Genomic DNA, 22,811 nt, shown 5'->3' with positions numbered 1-22,811 from the left:
GAGATGGGGTGGATGCCGCTCTCACCCTGACGGCATCGCGATGTGCCATACTCGTGGTGTCGAAGCACAAGCTGAAGGAGAGGGCATCCATGGAAGAAGTTAGCATTATCGGGGTCGATCTGGCAAAGAACGTGTTCCAGCTGCACGGGGCGGCAGCGGATGGGGTGGTTGTTTTCCGCAAGAAGCTGTCGCGACTGCAGTTTGCGCGATTCATGACGGACCATCCCGCATGCGACGTGGCGATGGAGGCGTGTCCCAGCGCGCACCATTGGGCGCGGGAATTGTCCGCCTACGGGCACAGCGTCCGGCTCATTGCGCCGCATTACGTCAAACCGTTCATCAAGCGCCAGAAAAACGACGCCGCCGACGCGGAAGCAATCGTTGAGGCAGCGATGCGTCCGACCATGCGGTTCGTCGAACCCAAGACCGAAGCCCAACAGGCCCGGGCGGTGGCGTTTCGCGCCCGCGAGCAGATCGTGAAGCAGCGGACCGAAGCGATCAACGCCCTTCGCGCGCACCTCTATGAATTCGGGCATGTGGCGCCGGAAGGGGTCGGATATATCCCGCGGCTGGCGAAGGTGGTCGAGGATCCTGGTTCGGGCCTGCCTGACCTGGCGCGAGACATCTGCCGCATGGTTCTGGAGCAGATCGAACTGTTGACGTCCCGCCTTACCGCAGTCTCGGCAAAGCTCGCCGCCGCGTCCAGGGCGGCCGCCATGCCCCGGCAGTTACAGACCATGCCGGGTGTCGGACCGATCACTGCGCTCGCAGTCGAAACCTTCGCGCCGCCGATGGACCAGTTCCGGCGTGGCCGCGATTTTGCAGCTTGGCTCGGGTTGGTGCCGCGGCAACATTCTTCTGGCGGAAAACAGAGGCTGGGGAAAACATCGAAGATGGGGCAGCGGGACATCCGGCGACTGCTTGTCACCGGCGCGATGGCGGTGGTCCGCTGGGCGCTGCGCCGTGGCGCACCGCAAAATCCCTGGCTTGAGCGCATGCTGGAACGCAAGCCACCGATGGTCGCAGCCTTCGCGCTGGCCAACAAGATGGCGCGCGGCATTTGGGCGATGCTGACGCGCGGCGAGGACTATCGCGATCCGGTGATGGCCACCGCCTGATCGGGCGCGTCGGCAGGAACGGAACGCAGAGTTGTGAGGAAGGCATGATCCGAATGGGCAAATGATCGACATGATCCGGGTTGGGCAAACCAGGAACCTTCTCAGAGCTTCGAGCTCGCTGTTGGAGATTTGGCCCCGGTCCGCGCATCACCATCCCGGCCAGCGGCATCTATCGGGCCGCACTAACAGGCCTGACAAGAGTCCGCACTCGATCACATGTCTAATGTTCAGAAATTCCTTGCAAATGAGGGCGGCATCCACAAGAGAAGGTTCGACCCCGGTCCCGTTCCCTCCGCCATTTCCCATATGATTGCAACAGCATAGGGTTGCCGGTGCAGCGAATGCGGCGTTCTCTACTGGTTGTGCCGGTTTGTCCATACGGCGAACGCCCCCAACACCACCGCCTATACATCACCCCACAGGCGGTGCAGTCGTTTCCCGCACCATGAGTTCAATATCCAGAAGGCGGTCTGCCGGGCGCTGGTGTGCTTCGACCCAGTTGGCGATGGCGTCGGCGGCGATGCGGCCCATTCGGCCGACGGGGAGGTGGACGGTTGTAAGGGCCGGGTGGAGTTGGGATGAGCCGGGCAGGTCATCGGTGCCGATGATTGACATGTCCTGCGGCACTTTGATTCCTGCGTGGTGGCATTCGTAGATCGCCCCGGCGGCGAGTACATCGGACAGGCACAGGAGTGCGGAGGGCTGAGGTGTGGCGCGTATGACCTCGCGCGTGGCGTCCCGGCCGCCGGCGACCGAGAGCGCCGTTTGATGGAATGACAGTTCAACGTCACTCTCCCTAAGCGCGCTGAGGCGGGCTTCGGTCCTGTCGTTGTTTTCCACCGGTCCGTGCAGCACCGCGATCCTGGTGTGGCGGAGATCGGCCAGATGGCCAAGGGCAAGGTTTGCGGCGGCCCGGTTGTCATAGCCGACCGTTGGCAGTAGGAAATCCGGATCGTACCAGGAGGTTGCAACGGCGGGCAGACGGGTGCGTTCCAGCAGGGCACGGAATTCAGGCGAATGGGCGGCACCGGAAACGAGGAGGCCTTCGGCCCCAATGTCGAGCAGGGCCTGGGCTTTTTGTGCCTCGATATCCGCATCGCCCCCGGTTGTTGCAACCACGAGTGAGAGACGATGCAGCGCGAGGCGGGATTCCATTTCAGCCAAAACGCGCGCGAAGATGTCGCTGTCCAGTGTCGGAACGAGGGCGCCGACAAAACGGGTTCGGCCGGAATTGATCGCGCGTGCGGCCGCACTCGGGGTCCAGTGCAGCGCGCGCATGGCGGTTTCGACCCTTTCGCGTGTGTCGGGGGCCACACTGTCTGGATTGTTCATGACCCGACTGACCGTGGCGACGGAAACACCGGCCTTCGATGCCACATCACGGAGATTGGCGCGTTTTTTACCTGCTCTCTTTTGCATCGGCTCCCTTCGAATTCTGTTCAGTCCGGCGTCAAAACTGAACTGCGTGCCAAAATATCTATAAAGCATCTTGACGCATGTAACCAGTTACAATGACCATGTAACTGGTTACATAGCTAGAATCGGAATTTTCTGATGGCTCAGTATGCGATCCTGCGTGAGTTCGAGAACGTGGGATTTTCCTGCCCGGGGAGGGCGTTCCCAGGGTTTCCGAAACTTACCGGCGCGAAGGTGCACGTGTTGTCGCCCCGCGCGGGACGGCGGTTTGATCTCGCAACCGGCGATCTCCTTTCCCTGACGGTGGAGGGCGATTTTGCGGAAATTGCGGGTTTTGATGCTCAGGGCGTGCCAGGTTTTGCGTCGCTGGCTCTGACCCCCAACGGCAACCTGGACACGTCGCGTTGCGATTGTGGGGAAATACTGGGATGGCTGAATGCACGGGGTGGAAGAACCACCGGTGTCGCTATTGCAAGAATAAACCACTCGGAAGAACCGATTGTTTTGCGTGCGACGGGTTCGGTTACGGTTTGGGTTTTCCATCCATCCTCAATTCATGAGCTGGTCAGTGGAAGCCACGAGACGCAGGTCCACGTGACCCATCAGCCCGCCGCAAATTCAGGGCGTATACTGCCGCCGGCCCTTGGCGATGTTCGGGAAGAATTTACCGTGACACGCGGCACGGCAACGGCCTACCGGGTACGTGAGGGCGAATACCTTCAAATCATCGACATCGACGGGCAGCAGTGCTCGGATTTCACGGCGTTTCGCAGTGATGGGCTGGAAGCCGGTCAGGAATGGATGATCGACAGTACGGCCACCCGTTCGATGGTGCGGCGTGCGTATCCCGGCCCAGGCCTGCTGGACAAATTTTATGACGCGGAGATGCGGCCTCTTCTGAATGTGGTTCAGGATACCTGTGGACGGCATGACACATTAGGGCTGGCCTGCACGGCGCGGGGTTATGAGGATCGTGGCTTTCCCGGGCATGTGAACTGTTCCGACAATATCTCCGGGGTTCTGGCACCTTATGGCGTCAGGCGGCGGTCGGCGTGGCCCGCGATCAATTTCTTCTGGAATACATGGGTGGATCCAGGGAGCCACCATATCATGACCGAGGAATCCCATTCCCGGCCGGGTGATCATGTAACCATGCGCGCGATGGAGGATCTGGTCTGTGTTTCCACCGCCTGTCCGGACGACATCGATCCGATCAATGGCTGGAACCCCACGGATGTACATGTCCGCATTTACCGACCCGACACCCCAATCCGGCGCGCTGTCGCCTGGCGTGAAAAGGAAGACGCCCCCATGTCGATCAGCCAACCGTCGGCCTTCCAGGACCGGCTTGAACCGATGACACGACATTTTGCTCCGGCACGGGATCTGTGGGTCCCGGTGAACTTCGCAGCTACGGGAACGCTGGGCGAGTACTGGGCCTGCCGGGACGCGGTGACGGTGCAGGACATGAGCAGCCTGCGCAAGTACGATATAGTTGGCCCGGACGCGGAGGCGCTTCTTCAGCAGGCCACCACCCGCAATGTCGGCAAAATGGCGGTCTGGCGCGGGTCCTACACGCTGATGTGCGACGAGGCGGGAACGGTGATCGATGACGGAACGCTGTTTCGTCTTGGTCCCGACCTGTTCCGCTGGTGCTGTGGCGCCGAAGAGAGCGGACGTGTTCTCGAAAGCCTTGCCGAAAAAATGGGCCTGCAGGTGCGTATTCATGCCCTCGGGAGTGCAATGCCAAGCCTCGCCATACAAGGGCCGAAGTCGCGCGATCTGTTGAAACGGATTGTTTTTACACAGCCGCATGTGCCCGATCTTGAGCAGCTTAAATGGTTTGGCGTAACAGTTGGACGGCTGAATGACCGCGAGGGGGCGCCCTTCATGCTGTCGCGGTCCGGGTATACCGGCGAACTTGGCTACGAGATATTCTGCGCCCGTGCCGATGCGCTGGCCATCTGGGACGCGGCCATGGAGGCGGGTGAGGATCTGGGCGTTACGCCCATGGGGACCGAGGCGCTGGGGATCATCCGTATTGAGGCCGGCCTGGCCGCCGCCGGGGCCGAGTTCGCCCCGGGGATCGATGCTTTCGAAGCTGGACTGGGGTTTGCCGTCGACCTGAACAAGCCTGCATTCACCGGACGGGAGGCTTTGCTGCGCAATTCGGAGAGTCCGCGCCGCGTGCTCAAAGGCATGCTGCTCGCAAGCAGTGACGTGCCGCATCACGGCAGCCCGGTACTCGACGGCGAACGGCAGGTTGGCATCGTCACGTCAGCCACGCGCTCGCCCAGCCTTGGGCATTCAATTGCAATTGTGCGTCTCGGTGTCGAACACTCCGATAACGGACGCAGACTGGATATTGGCCAGATGGACGGCCGCATGAAACGCCTCGGCGGCAGCGTCACCGACATTCCCTTCATAGACCCGCAACGAAAACGGGCCCGCGCCTGAAGGCGCCCCGCATCCAACAGGAGAGAAATACAATGAAAAAAACCGCATTTTCGATAAGCCTTGCAGTCCTCACCCTCGCGGGAGCGGCGGACGCCCAGGAAAAAGTCATGGTAGGCGAACCCAGTTGGCCGGGTGCGCGGATCATGAGCCGGATTATCGGTCAGGTCATCGAAACACGCCTTGGCAGCGAGATCGATTACGCGCCGGGGGCCAACGCCGTGATTTTTGCCGCCATGGATGGCGGGCGCGGCGATATTGATGTGCATCCGGATGTCTGGCTCCCGAACCAGGCCTCGTTCACCAATGAATACGTGGACGAAAAAGGCACCGTTGCTTTGTCAGAAGGAAGCTACGAGGGGGGTACGGGTCTGTGCATGCCGAGCTATATGACTGAAGAGCATGGCATCGCTTCAGTCTTTGATCTGGCTACGCCAATGGCTCAGGATCTTTTTGACGGCAATGGCGACGGCAAGGGCGAAGTTTGGGTTGGCGCGTCTGGATGGGCCTCAACCAACGTAAACCTCGTGAAGGTTCGCGACTATGGTATTGCGACCTTTCTCGAGCCGACCACCGAGGACGAAGCCGTCTTCTATGCGCGTCTGAAAGATGCGATTGAGGCGAAAGAGGGCGTGGCGTTCTACTGCTATGCTCCGCATTACGTCCACGCGCTTTATGATGTGACTTTTGTCGAAGAGCCCGAGTTTGATGCGAACCAGTATAATATGGTTCAGCCGGACCAGGATGCCGACTGGTTCAACAAGTCCTCAATCATGACCGGCGACCAGGTCAAAACCGTGAAGGTTGCCTATTCCAAATCCCTGGAGGAGCGGAACCCGGCGGCAGCGGAGTTTCTTCGCCGGATCGACATGGATGCTGGGGACCTGTCCGAACTGACTTACCACACCGTTATTCTTGGCGAGGACATGGATGCCGCCGTTGCGGCCTGGCTGGATGAAAACACGGAAACCGTGGATGCCTGGCTGGGCCTGAACTGAACGCAACGTCCCCGGGCCAGGTCGGTCCGGGGTTTCACTTTCAGGACGGGGGTCGGATGGAAAGGGATATCGCGATTGACGCGCGTGGCGTCTGGAAAATCTTTGGCGGGAGGGCAAAACAGGCTCTTCAGGCAATCCACGAGGAGCACCTGACCAAGTCCGAGGTGCTGGAGCAGTTCAACTGTGTGGTGGGCGTGGCTGATGCCAGCTTTCAGATTGAACGTGGGGAACTGTTTTGTGTCATGGGTCTGTCGGGATCAGGCAAATCGACGCTGGTACGCCACGTGAACCGCCTGCTCGAGCCCACCGCCGGTGAAATCCGCATCAATGGCGAAGACGTCATGGCGCTGGACGATCCCGGCCTGCGCGAGTTGCGAAACCGCCGTGTTGCCATGGTGTTTCAGAACTTTGGCCTGATGCCGCACCGTACCGTGCGGGACAACGTGGCCATGCCTCTTGAAATTCGTGGGACCGGCAAGGCCCGCCGCTGGGAGGAGGCGGACCGTGTTCTGGAACTGGTCGACCTCACCGGGTGGGAAGACAAACACGCCCACGAGTTGTCCGGAGGAATGCAGCAGCGCGTTGGACTGGCCCGCGCCATTGCGTCCGACCCTGACATCCTGCTGATGAACGAGCCGTTCTCGGCGCTCGATCCATTGATCCGCAAGCAGTTGCAGGATCAGTTTATGGATCTCAGCCGAAAGCTCGGCAAGACCACCATGTTCATCACCCATGATCTGGACGAGGCTATTCGCATTGGCCACCGCATCGCGATTATGAAGGATGGCCGCATTGTACAGGTGGGAACACCGGAGGAGATCATCCTCAATCCAGCCGACGAATATGTGTCGGACTTTGTGGCCGGAATATCCAAACTGCAGATGATTTTTGCCCATTCGGTCATGCAGCCGGTGGATGAGTTTGAGGCCCATCATGGCGCGGTTCCCGGCGATGCGAGGGTCGCGCACCCTCAGATGGATCTCAACGAGTTGATGGATCTCGCCATTGATGGCCATGGCATCGTCACGGTGGCGGACGACAAAAACACCGTTGGGGTAATTAACCGCGCGGGGCTTCTTCGTGCAATTCAGAACAGCCAGGCCTGAGGAGGGGATTATGATGCTTGTCGATCTTTCGAAGATCCAACCAGAAACGGCCGAACGTCTTAATGCCCTGATCGCCGAGTTTACCGGTCGTTCGCAGCAGTATTACCAGCGCGTCTTCAGCCATATGATGCAGGCACCCGGTTACCGGTTCACTTTAAACTTGGCGGCGGCATTGCTTGGCCCGGTATGGTTCGGCGCGCGTGGACTGTGGTCGTGGTTTCTGGGAACGCTGATCCTCGATACGCTTGCATTCATTCTTGTCGGCATGGGGCTTTTCGGGGATCTGGGCCGCGAAGCGCGACAGCGGGCCGAGCAGATCGCCCAGACCCTGGATTTGCGTCGGCAGCAGATTGAGGCGGCCGAGGCGTCCGGGTCGGCATCGCTGGCAAATCTAGAACGGGCAGCCGAGTCCCTGGAAGCCGCTCTGGCCGGGGCGCAGGAAGCGGCGAGAAGCGCCGACGCGGGCGGGGCGGCTTACCTGTTTGCTGGCCTTCTGTTGCTGCTACTGTTCCGGTTTGGATCGGCGGCGCTCGCCAACTGGACACTCGAGGGACAGTTCGCCCGCTGGCGGTCCGACCGTAGCGTCGCCAGCGGCTGGTCGAAGGAGCGTCTCACGCTGGCATCCCTGATCAGTGTGGTCGTGGTAGTCCTTTCGGCTATGAAATTCGCGCGCCCCGACGCGTTTCCCGCCCTGAACGCATTTCCAACGGATGCGAATTGGCAAATCATCGTCGGCGACGGCGTGCAGGCGGTGTTTGACTGGACCAAAACGACCGGTCGGGGATTCTTCGACGGTCTCACTCTGGGTATGCGGACGCTGCTGGATTGGATTGAGGTGGTTCTGGTTGGCACGCCGTGGCCTGTTGTGGCGTTGGTGTTCTTCATTTTGGCCTGGCTGTCGGGTGGTGCGCGGGTGGCGATCTTTACCGCAGCGGCGCTGGCCTATCTCGGTGTTCTGGACTTCTGGGAGAAGGCGATGACCACCATCGCACTTCTGGGCGCTGCTGCATTGATTTCCATTACGCTTGGGATACCGCTTGGGATCTTTTGCGCCCGTCGTCCGCGGGTATTCGCGGTGGTGCGCCCCGTTCTGGACTTCATGCAGTCCATGCCATCCTTTGTGTATCTCATTCCTGTTGTGGCCTTTATCGGGTCAGGCAAGCCGGTGGGTGTTGTGGCTACGATGATATTCGGCAGCCCTCCGGTGATCCGTTTCACCGTGCTGGGTTTGCAGCAGGTGCCGGCGACCGTTCGCGAGGCCGCGATGGCATTCGGAGCGACGCCGCGTTACCTGCTCTGGCGCGTGGATCTGCCGTTGGCGCGCAAGACCATCATGGCGGGCGTCAACCAGACCATCCTTCTTTCACTGGCCATGGTTGTCGTTGCCTCGCTTATCGGCGCCAAGGGCCTCGGTGAGGATGTGCTTGAAGCGCTCCAGTTCGCCGCGGCCGGGCAGGGCATTCTGGCGGGTCTCGCAATTCTGTTCTGTGCCCTGATCCTCGACAGAATTGTCGGCGGGCGTAAATAGTCCGCAGGAGCCAAACTTACATGACGGCCCGGGGCATCAGACATTTCCCGGGGCGTCTATTGTTCTGATTGTCATTGGCCATAAGCGCGGACCGTTTCGTGATAACGTCGACGCCCTTCCACATTCTTCCGCGGTAACTGTAACAAAAAAGGCCCAGGCATGACGCCTGGGCCTTCGTTGCCTTGGACTGTCCTTGTACCTCAGCCCATGCGTTCGGACGAAAAACTTCCCGGCGACGCGGGGAAGACAACGGTTTTGTTGCCGTTGAGGAACGCACGGTGGTGGGCATGCGCGTGGACGGCCCGCGCCAGGACCGAGGCCTCAACATCGCGGCCAAGGCTCACGTAATCGGATGCGCTCTGGGCATGCGTAATCCGAACCGTGTCCTGTTCGATAATTGGCCCCTCGTCGAGGTCGGCCGTCACATAGTGGGAGGTCGCACCGATCAGCTTTACGCCACGCTCAAACGCCTGCTTGTAGGGGTTGGCGCCCTTGAAGCTCGGCAGGAAGGAGTGGTGAATGTTGATGATGCGCCCGGACATTTTCTGGCACATATCGTCGGAAAGGATCTGCATGTAGCGCGCCAGAACGATCAACTGGGCATCCGTTTCCTCGACGACCTTCATGATGGCAGCTTCGGCTTCGGGTTTGTTTTCTTTTGTCACGCGAATGCAATGGAAGGGGATGTCAGCGTTCACCACGACCTTCTGGTAGTCCATGTGATTGGAAATCACGGCGACGATTTCAATCGGCAATGCGCCGATCTTAACCCGGTAGAGCAGGTCGTTTAGACAGTGGCCGAAGCGCGAAACCATGATGATGACCTTCATCTTTTCAGTCTCATCATGGAACGCCCAGGTCATTTCCCTCGGACCGGCGACCTTATCAAAACCCTTCCGCAGGGCCTCCAGTGAGGCACCATCCTCCGGGGAGAAGCTGATCCGCATGAAAAATTGCCCGGTCTCCTGGTCATCGAACTGCGCACTGTCGGTGATGTTGCAGGCGTGTTCGGCCAGGTATGTCGAAATCGCGGCCACAATGCCGCGTCGCGACGGGCAGGTGACTGTCAGGCAGAAACGGTTCATTTTGGATCCTGTTCATCGAGTGGAAGGGGTTCATCGGCAAGCCCGTGCTGATGGCAGTACGCGCTGAGTGTGTTCGCCAGAAGACAGGCAATGGTCATCGGTCCGACGCCGCCGGGAACCGGAGTGATTGCACCGGCAACCTTACGGACCTCGTCAAAATCAACGTCACCCACCAGACGGGTTTTGCCCTCGCCTTTTTCCGGAGCGGCGATGCGGTTGATGCCGACGTCGATCACTGTGGCACCTGGCTTGATCCAGTCCGACCGCACAAGGCCAGGCACGCCTGCGGCAACAACGACGATATCCGCATGACGTGCAAGTTCGGGGATGTTGGTCGATGATTTATGCGCGACCATTACCGTACAGTCCGCATTCAGGAGCATTCGGGCCATGGGTTTTCCCACGACATTGGAATGGCCAATAACCAGTGCCGTTTTACCGCGCAGGTCGTCGTGCAGGGTGCGCAGCATCATCATGCAGCCAAGAGGCGTGCAGGGGACAATCGCGTCCTGTCCGGTGCCGACCATGCCGACATTGGAGATGTGAAAGCCGTCCACGTCCTTGTGCGGTGCGATCGTGTTGATGATTTTACGCTCATCGAGATGCGAAGGCAGTGGCAGCTGTACCAGAATGCCGTGGACCTGCGTGTCGGTGTTCAGGCGTTCAATGAGGTCGAGCAACTCCCCGGCCTGCGTGCTTTCGGGCAAGCGGTACTCAAAGGACTTCATGCCCGCCTCCAGGGCCTGTCGACCCTTTGAGCGGACATAAACCTCGGATGCCGGATCGTGGCCCACAAGCACCACGGCGAGGCCGGGCGTTTGCCCGGCCTGGGGTGCCAGCGTTGCCACGCGGTCCCGAACCTTTTCACGCACGACGGCGGCGAAGGCTTTGCCGTCGATCAGTTCAGCCGTCATCAGAGCTTACCGGCCATGTCCGGAACCGCCTCAAAGAGGTCGGCTACAAGACCGTAGTCCGCCACCTGGAAAATCGGTGCTTCCTCATCCTTGTTGATCGCAACGATGATTTTACTGTCTTTCATCCCTGCGAGATGCTGGATCGCGCCGGAGATCCCGACGGCGATGTAAAGATCCGGTGCCACAACCTTGCCGGTCTGACCGACCTGAAGATCGTTTGGTGCGTATCCGGAATCCACCGCCGCGCGGGAGGCACCGACCGCTGCGCCAAGCTTGTCAGCCAGTGTTGAGATCAGGGCGAAATCCCGCTCCGATCCGACGCCGCGTCCACCTGAAACGACGACCTTGGCTGAGGTCAGTTCCGGTCGGTCAGAGACGACGGTTCTGTCCTCAACATGATTGGTAAGGGCTGATGTTTCAGCGAGCGAAACGCTTTCCACCGGCGCAGCTGACCCATCACCAGCGGCTTCGAAACTGGCGGTGCGTACGGTCATCACCTTGACCGTATCCACTGATTGCACGGTTTGGATGGCGTTGCCGGCGTAAATCGGACGCTTGAACGTGTCATCAGACACAATTTCAATCACATCGGTAACGACCATCGCGTCGAGAAGGGCGGCCACCCGGGGCAGGATATTCTTGCCGGAGTTTGTGGCCGGCGCGACAATGTGGGTAACTCCGCTCGAGTTGTCCACGATCAGACGCGCAATGTTTTCGGCAAGTCCGTTGGCTACGCCCGCGTCTTCGCAGACCAGCACTTTGGATACGCCCTCAATTTTTGACGCTGCATCCGCCGCGGCGGCCGCACCGCAGACCAGTGCGGTGACAGTGCCGAGTTTGGCGGCTGCGGTCGCGGCCTTGGCGGTTGCATCCAGTGCCAGTGCATCTCCGACAGTTTCAGTAAGAAGAAGAACGCTCATGCCACCAGTCCCTGTTCCTTGAGTTTTTCGACCAGTTCGTCCACCGATCCGACCTTGATCCCGGCGTCGCGGCCTGTTGGTTCCTCGGTTGCGAGGACTTTCAGACGCGGCGTTTCGTCAACGCCGTAATCCGCAATCGTTTTCTCCACCAGCGGTTTTTTCTTGGCCTTCATGATGTTGGGCAGCGAGGCATAACGCGGTTCGTTCAGCCGCAGATCCGTGGTGACAATCGCGGGCAGGGCGACGCAGATCGTCTGAAGCCCGCCGTCGACCTCACGGGTCACGAGTGCTTTGCCGTCCGCCACTTCAAGGTCTGATGCAAAGGTTGCCTGGCCCCAGCCAAGAAGCGCGGCCAGCATCTGGCCGGTAGCGTTCATGTCATTGTCGATGGCCTGTTTGCCGAGGATCACCAGTTCCGGCGTTTCCTCCTCGACAACCTTGGCGAGCAGTTTGGCGACGGCCAGCGGCTCGATATCCGTGTCGGGCGCCGTTTCGATCAGAATGCCGCGGTCGGCCCCCATGGCAAGACCGGTGCGCAGGGTTTCGGTCGCCTTTTTCGGACCGATGGTAACCACAATCACTTCAGACGCCGTGCCGGCTTCCTTGAGTCGGATGGCCGCCTCGACGGAGATTTCGTCAAAGGGGTTCATCGACATTTTCACGTTGGCCAGGTCGACCCCCGTACCGTCGGCCTTGACCCTGACTTTCACGTTGTAGTCGATCACACGTTTGACCGGGACCAGTATCTTCATCTTTCGTTCCTTATGCGCCGGAGTTTCGTCCTGTCGGGATCAGACTTTGACCCTATCGGATTTCGGGTCGTAGAAGGGTTTGAGGGAGGCCCTGGCCGCTACGCGACGACCGGCAACCTCGATCTCGTAGGAGCTTTCAAGAACCTCCTGGACCGACTGGCCCTCGCAGGGCACGTAGCCCATGCCCATGGCGGCCCCGAGGTGGTGCCCGTAGGCGCCCGAAGCGAGGTAGCCCACGATGTTGCCGTCCCGGACAACCGGTTCCGCGTGGTACAGAAGCGGTTCCGGGTCGGTCAGCATGAACTGAACGAGACGCGATTTCAGACCCTCGTCACGTTTGCGCTGAACGGCATCGCGGCCAATGAAATCCACATCGGTTTTCTTGATCGCAAAACCGAGGCCAGCCTCAAGAATGTGGTCTTCCGACGAAATGTCATGCCCAAAATGGCGGAACCCTTTTTCGATGCGGCAGCTGTCCATCATGTGCAGACCGCAGAGTTTCGCGTTCATGTCCCGGCCCGCTTCGAGCAGGGTCTCGAACACATGTGCGGCCATATCGGTGGAAACATAGAGTTCCCAGCCCAGTTCGCCGACATAGGTCACACGATGGGCGCGCGCGAGGCCCATGCCGATTTCGATTTCCTGAGCCGTGCCGAAGGGATTGACCTCATTGGAGAAGTCGTTGGGCGAGACGCGCTGCAACAGATCCCGGGAATTCGGGCCCATCACACAGATGACCGCCTCGGACGACGTCGCATCGAACAGCGTCACGCGGAAATCACCAACGTGCCGGCGCAGCCATTCCTGATCGGCCAAACGGGTCGCGGCCGGTGTGACGACGAGGTAGGCGGTTTCCGACAGACGCGTAATCGTCACATCCGCCTCAATGCCTCCGGAGGCGTTCAGGAGCTGGCTGTAAACAATCTTGCCGACCGGTACCGACAGGTTGGACGCCGACACGTAGTTCAGGAACGCTTCCGCATCGGGACCTTCGACCCGGATCTTGCCGAAGGACGACATGTCATAAATTCCGACGTTCTCGCGAATTGCATTGTGCTCACGGGCTGCATTGTCGAACCAGTTCTGCCGCTTCCAGCTGTACTGGTATTCCGCGGTCTGGCCCTCATCCGCGAACCAGTTGGCCCGCTCCCAGCCTGCAAGTTCCCCCATAACCGCACCTTCGCGCAGGAGCGCCTCATGGAGGGGCGACCGACGGATGCCGCGGGCGGTGGCTTTTTGCCGATAGGGGAAGTGGTCGGCATAGAGCAGGCCGAGTGTCTCCTTGGACCGTTCAAACAGGTAGGTTTTGTTGCCCTGAAACGGCTGCATTCGCGAGATGTCCACGTCTCCGAGGTCAAACGGCTTCTCACCCGTATCCATCCAGGCCGCGAGAGCGGAGCCTGCGCCGCCCGCCGACTGGATGCCGATTGAGTTGAAACCGGCCGCGACCCAGACATTGTCCATGCCCGGTGCAAGACCGAGGTGATAGGCATCGTCGGGCGTGAAACTCTCCGGACCGTTGAAGAACGTGTGAATGCCCGCCTCGGCCAGAAGGGGCATACGGTTGACCGCCTGTTCAAGGATCGGCTCAAAGTGGTCGAAATCCTCGGGAAGCTGGTCGAACTCGAAGTCGTTCGAGATGCCATTCATGCCCCAGGGTTTCGCCACAGGCTCAAAGGCGCCCAGCAGAATTTTGCCGGCATCCTCCTTGTAGTAGGCACATTCCTCAGGGACACGCAGCACCGGCAGCTGTTCCAGCCCATCGATCGTGTCCGTTACGATGTAGAAATGTTCACAGGCATGGAGCGGTACGTTCACCCCCATCTGGCGGCCCACCTCGTGGCCCCACATCCCTGCACAGTTCACAACCATGTCACAGGCGGTCGTGCCGCTCTCTCCGGCCTCGTTCTGCCAGGAGACACCGGTGATGCGCCGTCCGTCGCGGTTGAAACCGGTGACTTTCGTGCGCTCGAGCACCTGCGCTCCACGCATCTTGGCGCCTTTGGCAAGCGCCAGCGCGATGTTAGCCGGATCGCCCTGTCCGTCCTTGTCCAGATAGACTGCCGCCTTCACGTCGTCGACATTGATGTGCGGGTACCGGGTGCGCAGTTCGGAGGGGCTGATTTCCTCGACCTCGACACCAAACGCGCGGGCCATAGATGCCTGACGGAGGATCTCCTCGCGGCGTTCCTCTGACAAAGCCGCCGTAATCGACCCGTTGCGGCGGAAACCCGTCGCAACACCGGTTTCCTCTTCGAGATTTCCGTAGAGTTCCTGGCTGTATTTGGCCAGTTTGGTCATGTTTTTGGTCGCGCGCAGCTGTGCGATCAGGCCTGCTGCGTGCCACGTGGTGCCGGACGTGAGCTGTTTGCGTTCCAGCAGGACAACATCGGTCCAGCCGGCTTTCGTCAGGTGATACGCGACGGAACAGCCGATGACACCGCCGCCAACGATGACGACGCGGGCTTTTTCGGGAGGGGTGGCCATGATTTCAGTCCTTTCGGGTCAGGCGCGGATACGGAGGTTGTCCGCGTCCCACAGGCAGGTGTTTTCCTGGACGGTGGCCGCAAGTTCCCGGCCGTAGACCTCCACCTCGACGGAAGTGCCCACAGGGACGGAAGCATCCAGCATTGTGATCGCGATCGCGGCATCCACGCGGTATCCGTAGGTCGCGGACAGAACCTCTCCGACGCGTTGCCCGTTGGCGAAGACTGCCGCCATGTAGGGGGCGTCCTGCTGCCCGGGATCAACCTTGAGGGTGACAAGGCGACGGGCCGGGGGCTGCGCCGCACCACTTAGCGCGGCCTTTCCAGGGAAATCCTGGCGCTTATCTAGTTTGACGAAACGTCCAAGTCCCGTCTCGAAGAGGCCATAATCGGAGGAAAGATCCCCTTTCCAGGTCAGGTAGCCCTTTTCGATGCGCAGGCTGTTGAGTGCGTACATGCCGAACGGGGTTGCACCTGCGTCACGGATTGCGGCGTAAACCGTAGCTGTATCTTCCGGGGCACAGTGAACCTCCCAGCCGAGCTCGCCGGCAAAGGATACACGGACCACCATCGCGGGTTTGCCCGCGACCGTCGCCTGCTGATGAGTAAGCCAGCCAAGCGAGAGGTCTGCGTCGGTCAGGCCGGTCAGGACCTCGCGCGATTTGGGACCCGTGACCAGCATGGCCACGACGTCGCGGGTTTTATCCGTAACGGTAACGCCGTCCGGCATTGCGGCTTTTATAATCTCACCATCATGCCACTGCGCCACGGCCGCGGTCATCAGGGTGAAATCATCCTCTCCATGCCGAATGCAGGACATCTCGGTCAGCACATGCCCGCGCTTATTGGAGATATAAATCAGGTTCATCCGGCCGACCTTGGGCAGAGCGCCGGTAATCAGCCCGCGCAGGGCCTCGGAGGCACCGTCACCGGAAATGCCAAAGCGTGAGAAGCCCGCAAGGTCGATGACGCCGCAACCATCGCGCACGGCAAGTGCTTCCTCGCGCACCCGCTGTTCCCACGGTCCGCTGCGGTCCCATGTATGGGTTGCGGCCTCGCTGGTGTCATCACCGTCCTTCGCAAACCAGTTTACCCGCTCCCAGCCGTTATAGGCGCCCATCTGCGCGCCATCGGCGATAAGACGATCATGATTGGGGGACAGTTTTTTGTCGCGGCCGGCGGGCCATTCGTGATGCGGGAAATGCATCGCGTATTCATGGCCATAGGTTTCCATGGCCTTCGCGGTTGTGAATTCCGCATCCGCGTGGTCCGTATAGCGGCGCGGATCGCAGGACCACATGTCCCACTCAGTATAGCCGTGCATGATCCATTCGGAGATGACCTTGCCCGCACCGCCGCCCTGAGCGATGCCAAATGTGAAGCTGTGGGCCTCAAAGGCGTTGGGAACGCCTGGCATCGGGCCGATCATTGGCAGACCGTCCGGTGCATAGGGTATCGGGCCATTGATATTGCGCTGAACACCCTGGCTGCCCAGAAGCGGGACGCGCTCCATCGCGTCCATGATGTACCATTCCAGCCGCTCCAGGTCGTCGGGATAAAGCTGGAAGCTGAAATCCTCCGGCATGTCCTGGCCAGAAGCCCAGCCAACCTGGCAGTTGCGCTCATAGGGACCGAGGTTGAGGGAGTACGTGTCCTGACGCAGGTAATAGGAGCTGTCCACATCACGCAGCATTGGCACCTTGCGCCCGTGTTCCTCGGTCCAGGCCCGGATTTCGGGAATGGCCTCGGTGAGGAAGTACTGATGGCTCATGACCGTTAGCGGAACGGGCCGGCCGCCATGGGGCAGGAACCACTCTCCAACGCGAGCGGCATAATAGCCTGCCGCGTTGACGACGTATTCACACCGGATGTCGCCCTTTTCCGTGTGGACGATCCATTCCCCGTTCCCGCGGCTGACACCGGTTGCCGGAGTGAAACGGGCAATGGTTCCGCCAGCCTCACGTGCGCCCTTCGCCAGTGCCTGGGTGACCTGGCTGGGATCGATGTCTCCATCCAACGGGTCCCAAAGCCCCCCCTCAAGATCGTGAGTTTCCATAAAAGGCATGTGTGCCTGAAGCTCATCGCGAGTGCAGATATCCATCTCCAGGCCCATATGCGCGGCCATGCCGCGCACGCGCTCAAACTCCATCATGCGTTCATGTGTGTGGGCCAGACGAACCGCGCCGGTGACGTGATAGTTGATCGGGTAGCCGACCTCTTCCGCAAGGCCGCGGTAGAGAGCAAGCCCGTGCCTTTGCATGTTCATCACGCCGTAATTCGCGGCGAAGTTGGGACAGTTGCCGGCGGCGTGCCATGTGGAACCTGCGGTCAACTCGTTCTTTTCAAGCAGAACGCAGTCGGTCCAGCCGGCTTTTGCGAGGTGATACAGCGCCGATACGCCAACCACACCGCCACCAATGATGACCACGCGGGCCGTTGAAGGAAGAGACATGTTGAACCTCACTAAACCGGAGTTGAAAGTCCCCGGACGACCGGGGTTTGTTTTTGGTGCGGAATGTCAGCGTGAACCTTCATGTGTGCTGAACTCCGTATTCTGGAGCCGAATGGCGGAATGTATTGCAATGCGGAGAGTGTGCCGTGGCCGGTGCAGGAGGTTCGGAGACGCGCCAAGACGCCCTGCTGTCCCTTCCCGAGTGCCGTGATGCAGATCCCTTCCCCGATCACCGCAAGGACAAATCCGACCGCCCGTGGGTCGCACCCGAGTGTGTCAGTTGGCTGGATGTCTGGCATGATTCCGAATCTCTCCCCGCTCATGAAAAAAGATCGCATAATTTCACGAGCGGGCAAATGAAAAATTGCCAAAAAAATTCATGGGGCGGTGATTGTCAGGGATCTGAGAGAAAATTGGGCAGAAATGCGCCCTATCGACCGCGTTCTGCGCGCTCAATCGCCTCGGCAAGCAGCGTCATGCCATCCCTGATCTTTTTTGAAGCAATGGAGGAATAGGCAATCCGGTAGTGCGACTGGTCGGGGGAGCGTCGCGCAAAGAACGTACTGCCCGGCTCGATCAGCACCGAGTCCCGTCGCAGATCAAGGGCAAGTTGTGTCGTGTCGACACCGGGCGGCGCCTGCATCCAGAACGACGATCCTCCGACAAACTCGCCTGGTGCCGGTGTCAAGCCGAACTCCCTGATACACTCCGCCATGATCGCGCGACGCTGCCGGTACCGCCGGGCCATACGCGCGATCTGGCTGTCGTAATGCCCAAGAGACAGAAAATAGGCCGTGGTTCGTTGGATGTGACTTGGCGGGTGGCGCAGAACCACTGTCCTGAGTTTCCGCATTTCCTCAATGAGCGCTCGGTCCCCCACAACATAGCCCAGCCGCAGTCCAGGAAATATCGATTTGGAGAATGAGCCGAGGTGGATCACACGGCCGTCCTGGTCCAGTGATTTCAGCGCGGGCAGGGGGCTTGAGAGGAAGGACATCTCAAACTCATAGTCGTCCTCAACAATCAGAAAATCCTGTTGTCTTGCCCGATCCAGCAGCTCCATCCTGCGTTCAAGCGGCATGGTCACATTGGTTGGCGCGTGGTGGCTGGGCGTCGTGAAAACGATCCGGGCGTTCGGCGGTATATGTTCGGGCGGCAGCCCCTTTTCATCCACATCCACCGACTCCCCGACAAATCCCATCTGATCGAGAATGTGCCGAAGTCCTGGAAAGCACGGGTTTTCGACAATGGCGGCCTGACCATCAGTCAGAAGCAGCTGCGCAATCATCCACAAACCGTTTTGTCCGCCAAGCGTGATCAGGATCTGGTCCGGTGTCGCGTGAATTCCCCGCCGTGGCAGAATATGCCGGAGGATAAACTCAACCAGCATTGGATCGTCGCTTTGATACCTGTCCTGGGCCAGTGAATCAAAATCGCGACGGCCGACTGCCCGCAACGCGCATGCCCTCCAGTTTGCGTGATCAAACAGGTCGGGATCGGACTGGCCGTAAATAAACGGATAGCGGAAATCCATCCAGTTTGGAGGACGTAGAATGTCCTCGCGCTGCTGGACCGGCTGGCTCAGCCATTTCGACCAGTCAACTCCGGGGCTCTTCTGTTGGGTCAACCCCTCGTATTTTGGGCGGGTCGGTGCGTTGTCCGCCACAAAATACCCTGACCGGTCGCGGGCCACGAGGTATTCATTCGCGACTAGTTCATTGTAGCCGAGCGTCACCGTAATACGTGCCACGCCAAGATGCTCTGCCAACCGGCGTGACGAGGGCATCTTTTCACCCGGTGCGCAGCGGCCGGAAATGATGGCCTCGGAGACAACCTGCTGCACCTGCTGTTGCAGCGTCGCGTCGCTCTCAGCCGGCAGCATGAAGATTTCGGGAGGAATGGGCATGGCGGGCCTTAGGAACCGGGGGCGCGTGCAGGTTAGCCCTGACGCGCCCCGGGTTCAATTCAGGACCCGGTCAGTTTTGGTCCGGTCAGGTGAAGACCCGGCCGAGGGCACCGTCGATGGCGTCCGTGATTGCATCAATGTCGTCACTGGAAGCGATCAGAGCGGGCGCAAGACAGAGCGTGTTGTTGAACCCCGGAATGGCGCGCGCGGTTGCTCCGATGATAACGCCCTGCGACATGCAGTCGGCGATGACGGCCTGGACCATTTTTTCACTGGCCGGTTCGCGCGTTTCGCGATCCGCAACAAGCTCCGCGCCGCAGAACAGACCAAGTCCCCGAACGTCACCTACAGCCTGATGCTTCTCCTTGAGCGCACCAAGGTTGGCCATCAGGCGGGCGCCCATGGCCTTCGTGTTGTCCAAAAGCCCCTCATTCTCAATGATGCGCATGTTCTCCAGCGCAGCGGCCGGACCGCTCGTGCAACCTCCGAAGGTTGAGATGTCGCGGAACATGCTCATTGGATCGGTGTCATCCTTGAAAAGATCGAAGACCTTTTCCGTTGTGACTAGGCAGGCAATCGCGGCGTAGCCGGAGGCGACACCCTTGGCCATGGTCACCATGTCCGGCTGAATGCCGTAGTTCTGATAACCGAACCACTCACCGGTCCGGCCAACGCCGCACACAACCTCATCGAGGTGAAGCAGGATGTCATACTTGCGGCAGATCTCCTGAACCCGCTCCCAGTAGCCTTTTGGGGGCGTAATGACACCGCCACCAGCGGTTACGGTTTCGAGGCAGAGCGCGCCAACCGTATCGGGGCCCTCGCGCAGGATGACCTCCTCAATGGCGTCAGCGGCGCGTTCACCATAGTTTTCCACGTCCCACTGTGCACGGTATTCTAGACAGTGCGGCACCTGCACAAAGCCAGGAGTGTACGGGCCATACTGCGCATTGCGTTCCTGCTGACCGCCTGCGGACATGGTCGTGATCGTGGATCCATGATAATCACGGTCACGGAACAGGATTTTTTGTTTCTTGCCGCCGAAATGCTTGTGCGCGATCTGGCGAACCATCTTGAATGCCTTTTCGTTGGCCTCGGAACCGGAGTTGACCGAATACACACGGCTCATACCAGGCATCCGCTCAATCAGCTTTTCGGCGAACAGGGCGCCCGGAACCGAACCGGCGCTTCCGGCGAAATAGTTGAGTTTCACGATCTGATCGCGAATGGCATCGGCAATGCTCTCGCGGCCGTAACCAACATTCACTGTCCAGACGCCGCCCGATACGGCGTCGATATGTTCGCGACCCGTGGCGTCCCATAGACGCATGCCGCGTCCCTCGACCATTACGCGCGGGTCGGTGGTCTCGTACGGCTTGTGCTGGGTCATGTGATGCCAGACATGCGCGCGGTCGGCACTAATGACATCGGAGAAATCGTTGACGGCAGATAGATGGTTCACGGGGCGTCCTTCCGGGAAACTTTTGCGTTGAGGGTGCAGATTCGCCGGGTAGATTGAAACTGAAGCGGCGTCACCCCCCAGGGTGTGCTCATTTCGGCATCAAGCGTAGAGCCAGAATCAAAATTCGCATAAGTCCAGATTGGAATCTGCATTGAGTGAAAATTATCCACAGCTTTTCATGGAGTCGAGCGCCGTAACCGGTGCCAAGACCAAAATGAAAATACCAACAAGGAGGGATCCGTGAAGATCTTTACCAAACTTATGACTGGCGCCGCTTTCGTTGTGAGCGCCCAGGCGGCTTCGGCACAGGAACTGACGGTCGGATATTTCTTGGAGTGGCCTATGCCGTTCCTCGCGGCCAAGGCTGATGGCGCCTACGCGGACGCCCTCGGAATGCCGGTGAACTGGGTCAGCTTCGAAACCGGCACTGCAATGTCGGCAGCGATGGCGTCCGGCGACGTGCAGATTTCCGTGAGCCAGGGTGTTCCGCCCTTTGTGGTCGCGGCTTCCGCGGGACAGGCCCTGCAGGTTCTCGATGTGGCGGTAAGCTACTCCGAGAACGACAACTGTGTTGTGGCGACCGAGCTGGAAATCGACGCGGATTCCGCGGACGAACTTGCGGGCAAAAAGGTAGCGGTGCCCATTGGCACGGCCGCCCATTACGGCTTCCTGAAGCAGATGGAGCATTTCGGCGTGGATCTCGCTTCCCTGAGCATTGTTGACATGGCGCCCACGGATGGTGCCGCGGCGCTGGCTCAGGGCTCGGTTGACTTCGCATGTGGTTGGGGCGGCGGTCTGTCGCGCATGAAGGAGCATGGGAACATTCTCCTGACCGGTGCCGAAAAAGAGGAACTCGGCATTCTCGTATTTGACGTGACCTCGGCTCCGGCCGACTTTGTGGCCGAAAATGCCGATGTGGTGTCGACGTTCCTGGCCGTGACCGCAGAGGTCAATGCGGAGTGGAACGAGTCCCAGCCGCCGGAAATGCTGGAGAAAATCGCCAAAGAGTCCGGCATGTCGGTAGAGGCAACCGAGGCATCCATCTCCACCTTCACGTTTCCCTCGGTTGAGGATCAGCTTTCGGCCAAATGGCTTGGCGGAAATGCCCAGACCTTCATGAAGGGTGTGGCGGATGTGTTCGTCGAGGCGGGCAGCATCGGTGAGGCCCTTGAAAGCTACGAGGATGCGGTGAACACTGGTCCGCTGGCGGCGACCCAGTCCCAGTAAGCTAAGCAGGAACAGGCCGGAGGCGGGCCTGGCCCTCCTCCGGCATCACTCCAACAAACCGGGGAGACCTGCCTCTTGGCATTTCTTAGTATTGAAAACCTGTCCATGCGCTTTGATCTGCCGAAGGGCGGACATGTGCAGGCGCTATGTAGTGGACTCATAAGTTCTTGTCCAAAGTCTGGCTGAAGCAAGGGCGACGGCCGCGAGATAGGTGACTGCGAGTTTCTCGAAACGGGTGGCGATGCGGCGGAAGTGCTTGAGCTTGTTGAAGTATCGCTCCACCAGGTTCCGTTGCCGATAGATCGCGCGGTCGACGGATCGCTGGACCTTTCGGTCGCGTTGGGTCGGAATGTGGGCAGCGGCGCCGCGCGCCTCGATCCGCGCGATCAGTGCCATCGCGTCATAGCCGCGGTCGGCCACGACATGATCCGTTCGCGTGAGGCTGTCGATCAAGGCAGGGGCCGCCGCCTTGTCGCTGGCCTGACCGGGACTAATCGACAGCCGGATCGGCAGACCCGCCTCGTCCACGACCGCGTTGATCTTGGTGCTCAGTCCGCCACGAGAGCGGCCAATGGCGTGATCCGCGCCCCCTTTTTTGCGCCCGCCGCGTGCTGGTGGGCCCGGATGATGGAGCTGTCGATGAAAGCCATGGATTCTGGGGACTGCGCCGCCAAGGTATTGAAGACATTGACCCAAACGCCAGCCTTGGCCCAGCGGTTGAAGCGGTTGTAGACTGTGGTGTAGGGGCCGTATCGCTCGGGCAGATCGCGCCAGGGCGAACCGGTGCGCAGGATGTGGAATATCCCGTTCAATACACGCCGGTCATCCACCCGCGCCACCCCGCGAGGCTTGTCCGGTAAGAGCGGTTCGATGATCCGCCACTCCACATCGCTCAAATCAAACCGCGCCATGATCCAACCTCCGTTTTGAAGAAGTGAATCACACCCAAAGCCCGATGAGAATCCTGTTTATGAGTACAGAGCCTAG

Annotated in this window: 15 protein-coding genes and 1 pseudogene; 6 read left to right on the top strand and 10 right to left on the bottom strand. The window is 59.9% G+C overall.

The window, feature by feature from the left end:
* The first annotated feature begins 89 nt into the window (after positions 1-89).
* A complete protein-coding gene (locus ACP15P_RS22615) occupies positions 90-1,118 on the top strand; it encodes an IS110 family RNA-guided transposase (protein ID WP_028720250.1) in 1,029 nt (342 codons plus the stop codon).
* A gap of 411 nt (positions 1,119-1,529) precedes the next feature.
* On the opposite strand, the gene ACP15P_RS22610 is transcribed toward ACP15P_RS22615, so the two are convergent.
* Entirely contained in the window at positions 1,530-2,537 is a 1,008-nt protein-coding gene (locus tag ACP15P_RS22610) for a LacI family DNA-binding transcriptional regulator (RefSeq protein ID WP_424930716.1), read from the bottom strand.
* Between the two features lie 135 nt (positions 2,538-2,672).
* Here ACP15P_RS22610 and ACP15P_RS22605 point away from each other — a divergent pair, with 135 nt between their 5' ends.
* The 4 genes from ACP15P_RS22605 to ACP15P_RS22590 are packed head-to-tail and all read left to right on the top strand — an operon-like array spanning position 2,673 to position 8,620.
* Positions 2,673-4,991, top strand: a complete 2,319-nt coding sequence (locus ACP15P_RS22605) for a DUF1989 domain-containing protein (protein ID WP_424930715.1) — start codon at positions 2,673-2,675, stop codon at positions 4,989-4,991.
* 32 nt (positions 4,992-5,023) lie between these two features.
* Positions 5,024-5,986: an ABC transporter substrate-binding protein gene (locus tag ACP15P_RS22600; protein ID WP_424930714.1), complete on the top strand. Its 963-nt coding sequence runs from the start codon at positions 5,024-5,026 to the stop codon at positions 5,984-5,986.
* A gap of 56 nt (positions 5,987-6,042) precedes the next feature.
* Complete coding sequence (locus ACP15P_RS22595; RefSeq protein WP_424930713.1) at positions 6,043-7,092, top strand: quaternary amine ABC transporter ATP-binding protein; 1,050 nt, start codon at positions 6,043-6,045, stop codon at positions 7,090-7,092.
* A gap of 10 nt (positions 7,093-7,102) precedes the next feature.
* A complete protein-coding gene (locus ACP15P_RS22590; protein WP_424930712.1) occupies positions 7,103-8,620 on the top strand; it encodes an ABC transporter permease in 1,518 nt (505 codons plus the stop codon).
* A 200-nt stretch (positions 8,621-8,820) separates the two neighbouring features.
* Here the strand turns inward: ACP15P_RS22590 and purU are convergent, their stop codons facing one another.
* The 8 genes from purU to ACP15P_RS22550 all read right to left on the bottom strand — a co-directional run bounded on the left by purU (position 8,821) and on the right by ACP15P_RS22550 (position 20,525).
* Positions 8,821-9,705 (bottom strand): formyltetrahydrofolate deformylase, encoded by an 885-nt coding sequence (gene purU / locus ACP15P_RS22585; protein WP_424930711.1) that lies wholly within the window; start codon positions 9,703-9,705, stop codon positions 8,821-8,823.
* On the bottom strand, positions 9,702-10,619 hold the full coding sequence (gene folD / locus ACP15P_RS22580) for a bifunctional methylenetetrahydrofolate dehydrogenase/methenyltetrahydrofolate cyclohydrolase FolD (RefSeq protein WP_424930710.1): 918 nt from the start codon (positions 10,617-10,619) through the stop codon (positions 9,702-9,704). Before folD ends, purU begins: the two co-directional genes overlap by 4 nt.
* Entirely contained in the window at positions 10,619-11,539 is a 921-nt protein-coding gene (locus tag ACP15P_RS22575) for an electron transfer flavoprotein subunit alpha/FixB family protein (RefSeq protein WP_424930709.1), read from the bottom strand. The genes folD and ACP15P_RS22575 overlap by 1 nt, the downstream gene beginning before the upstream one ends.
* Positions 11,536-12,291 carry an electron transfer flavoprotein subunit beta/FixA family protein gene (locus ACP15P_RS22570; protein ID WP_424930708.1) on the bottom strand — a complete coding sequence of 252 codons (756 nt, stop codon included), beginning with the start codon at positions 12,289-12,291 and terminating at the stop codon, positions 11,536-11,538. The genes ACP15P_RS22575 and ACP15P_RS22570 overlap by 4 nt, the downstream gene beginning before the upstream one ends.
* A 39-nt stretch (positions 12,292-12,330) precedes the next feature.
* The gene (locus ACP15P_RS22565) at positions 12,331-14,778 is read right to left on the bottom strand and encodes a GcvT family protein (RefSeq protein ID WP_424930707.1); all 2,448 of its coding nucleotides are present in this window, start codon (positions 14,776-14,778) and stop codon (positions 12,331-12,333) included.
* An 18-nt stretch (positions 14,779-14,796) separates the two neighbouring features.
* Positions 14,797-17,229, bottom strand: a complete 2,433-nt coding sequence (locus tag ACP15P_RS22560) for a GcvT family protein (protein WP_424930706.1) — start codon at positions 17,227-17,229, stop codon at positions 14,797-14,799.
* 430 nt (positions 17,230-17,659) lie between these two features.
* Positions 17,660-19,135, bottom strand: a complete 1,476-nt coding sequence (pdxR, locus tag ACP15P_RS22555; protein WP_424930705.1) for a MocR-like pyridoxine biosynthesis transcription factor PdxR — start codon at positions 19,133-19,135, stop codon at positions 17,660-17,662.
* 85 nt (positions 19,136-19,220) lie between these two features.
* The gene (locus ACP15P_RS22550; RefSeq protein ID WP_424930718.1) at positions 19,221-20,525 is read right to left on the bottom strand and encodes an aminotransferase family protein; all 1,305 of its coding nucleotides are present in this window, start codon (positions 20,523-20,525) and stop codon (positions 19,221-19,223) included.
* A 333-nt stretch (positions 20,526-20,858) separates the two neighbouring features.
* On the opposite strand from ACP15P_RS22550, the gene ACP15P_RS22545 reads away from it, so the two are divergent.
* The gene (locus tag ACP15P_RS22545) at positions 20,859-21,824 is read left to right on the top strand and encodes a taurine ABC transporter substrate-binding protein (RefSeq protein WP_424930717.1); all 966 of its coding nucleotides are present in this window, start codon (positions 20,859-20,861) and stop codon (positions 21,822-21,824) included.
* 144 nt (positions 21,825-21,968) lie between these two features.
* Here the strand turns inward: ACP15P_RS22545 and ACP15P_RS22540 are convergent.
* Positions 21,969-22,735: pseudogene (locus tag ACP15P_RS22540) on the bottom strand (IS5 family transposase).
* Positions 22,736-22,811 lie beyond the last annotated feature (76 nt).

The sequence above is a fragment of the Amaricoccus tamworthensis genome, assembly GCF_049800875.1.
In the GTDB taxonomy this organism is placed as follows: Bacteria; Pseudomonadota; Alphaproteobacteria; order Rhodobacterales; family Rhodobacteraceae; genus Amaricoccus; species Amaricoccus tamworthensis.
Note: the sequence above shows the minus strand (reverse complement) of the source record. Positions and strands in the feature narration are given on the sequence as shown.

Excerpts from the sequence above, each read along its gene's own strand:
- ACP15P_RS22615 (WP_028720250.1), top strand. The coding sequence starts at position 90 with ATGGAAGAAGTTAGCATTATCGGGGTCGATCTGGCAAAGAACGTGTTC.
- ACP15P_RS22610 (WP_424930716.1), bottom strand. The coding sequence starts at position 2,537 with ATGCAAAAGAGAGCAGGTAAAAAACGCGCCAATCTCCGTGATGTGGCA.
- ACP15P_RS22605 (WP_424930715.1), top strand. The coding sequence starts at position 2,673 with ATGGCTCAGTATGCGATCCTGCGTGAGTTCGAGAACGTGGGATTTTCC.
- ACP15P_RS22600 (WP_424930714.1), top strand. The coding sequence starts at position 5,024 with ATGAAAAAAACCGCATTTTCGATAAGCCTTGCAGTCCTCACCCTCGCG.
- ACP15P_RS22595 (WP_424930713.1), top strand. The coding sequence starts at position 6,043 with ATGGAAAGGGATATCGCGATTGACGCGCGTGGCGTCTGGAAAATCTTT.
- ACP15P_RS22590 (WP_424930712.1), top strand. The coding sequence starts at position 7,103 with ATGATGCTTGTCGATCTTTCGAAGATCCAACCAGAAACGGCCGAACGT.
- purU (WP_424930711.1), bottom strand. The coding sequence starts at position 9,705 with ATGAACCGTTTCTGCCTGACAGTCACCTGCCCGTCGCGACGCGGCATT.
- folD (WP_424930710.1), bottom strand. The coding sequence starts at position 10,619 with ATGACGGCTGAACTGATCGACGGCAAAGCCTTCGCCGCCGTCGTGCGT.
- ACP15P_RS22575 (WP_424930709.1), bottom strand. The coding sequence starts at position 11,539 with ATGAGCGTTCTTCTTCTTACTGAAACTGTCGGAGATGCACTGGCACTG.
- ACP15P_RS22570 (WP_424930708.1), bottom strand. The coding sequence starts at position 12,291 with ATGAAGATACTGGTCCCGGTCAAACGTGTGATCGACTACAACGTGAAA.
- ACP15P_RS22565 (WP_424930707.1), bottom strand. The coding sequence starts at position 14,778 with ATGGCCACCCCTCCCGAAAAAGCCCGCGTCGTCATCGTTGGCGGCGGT.
- ACP15P_RS22560 (WP_424930706.1), bottom strand. The coding sequence starts at position 17,229 with ATGTCTCTTCCTTCAACGGCCCGCGTGGTCATCATTGGTGGCGGTGTG.
- pdxR (WP_424930705.1), bottom strand. The coding sequence starts at position 19,135 with ATGCCCATTCCTCCCGAAATCTTCATGCTGCCGGCTGAGAGCGACGCG.
- ACP15P_RS22550 (WP_424930718.1), bottom strand. The coding sequence starts at position 20,525 with ATGACCCAGCACAAGCCGTACGAGACCACCGACCCGCGCGTAATGGTC.
- ACP15P_RS22545 (WP_424930717.1), top strand. The coding sequence starts at position 20,859 with ATGACTGGCGCCGCTTTCGTTGTGAGCGCCCAGGCGGCTTCGGCACAG.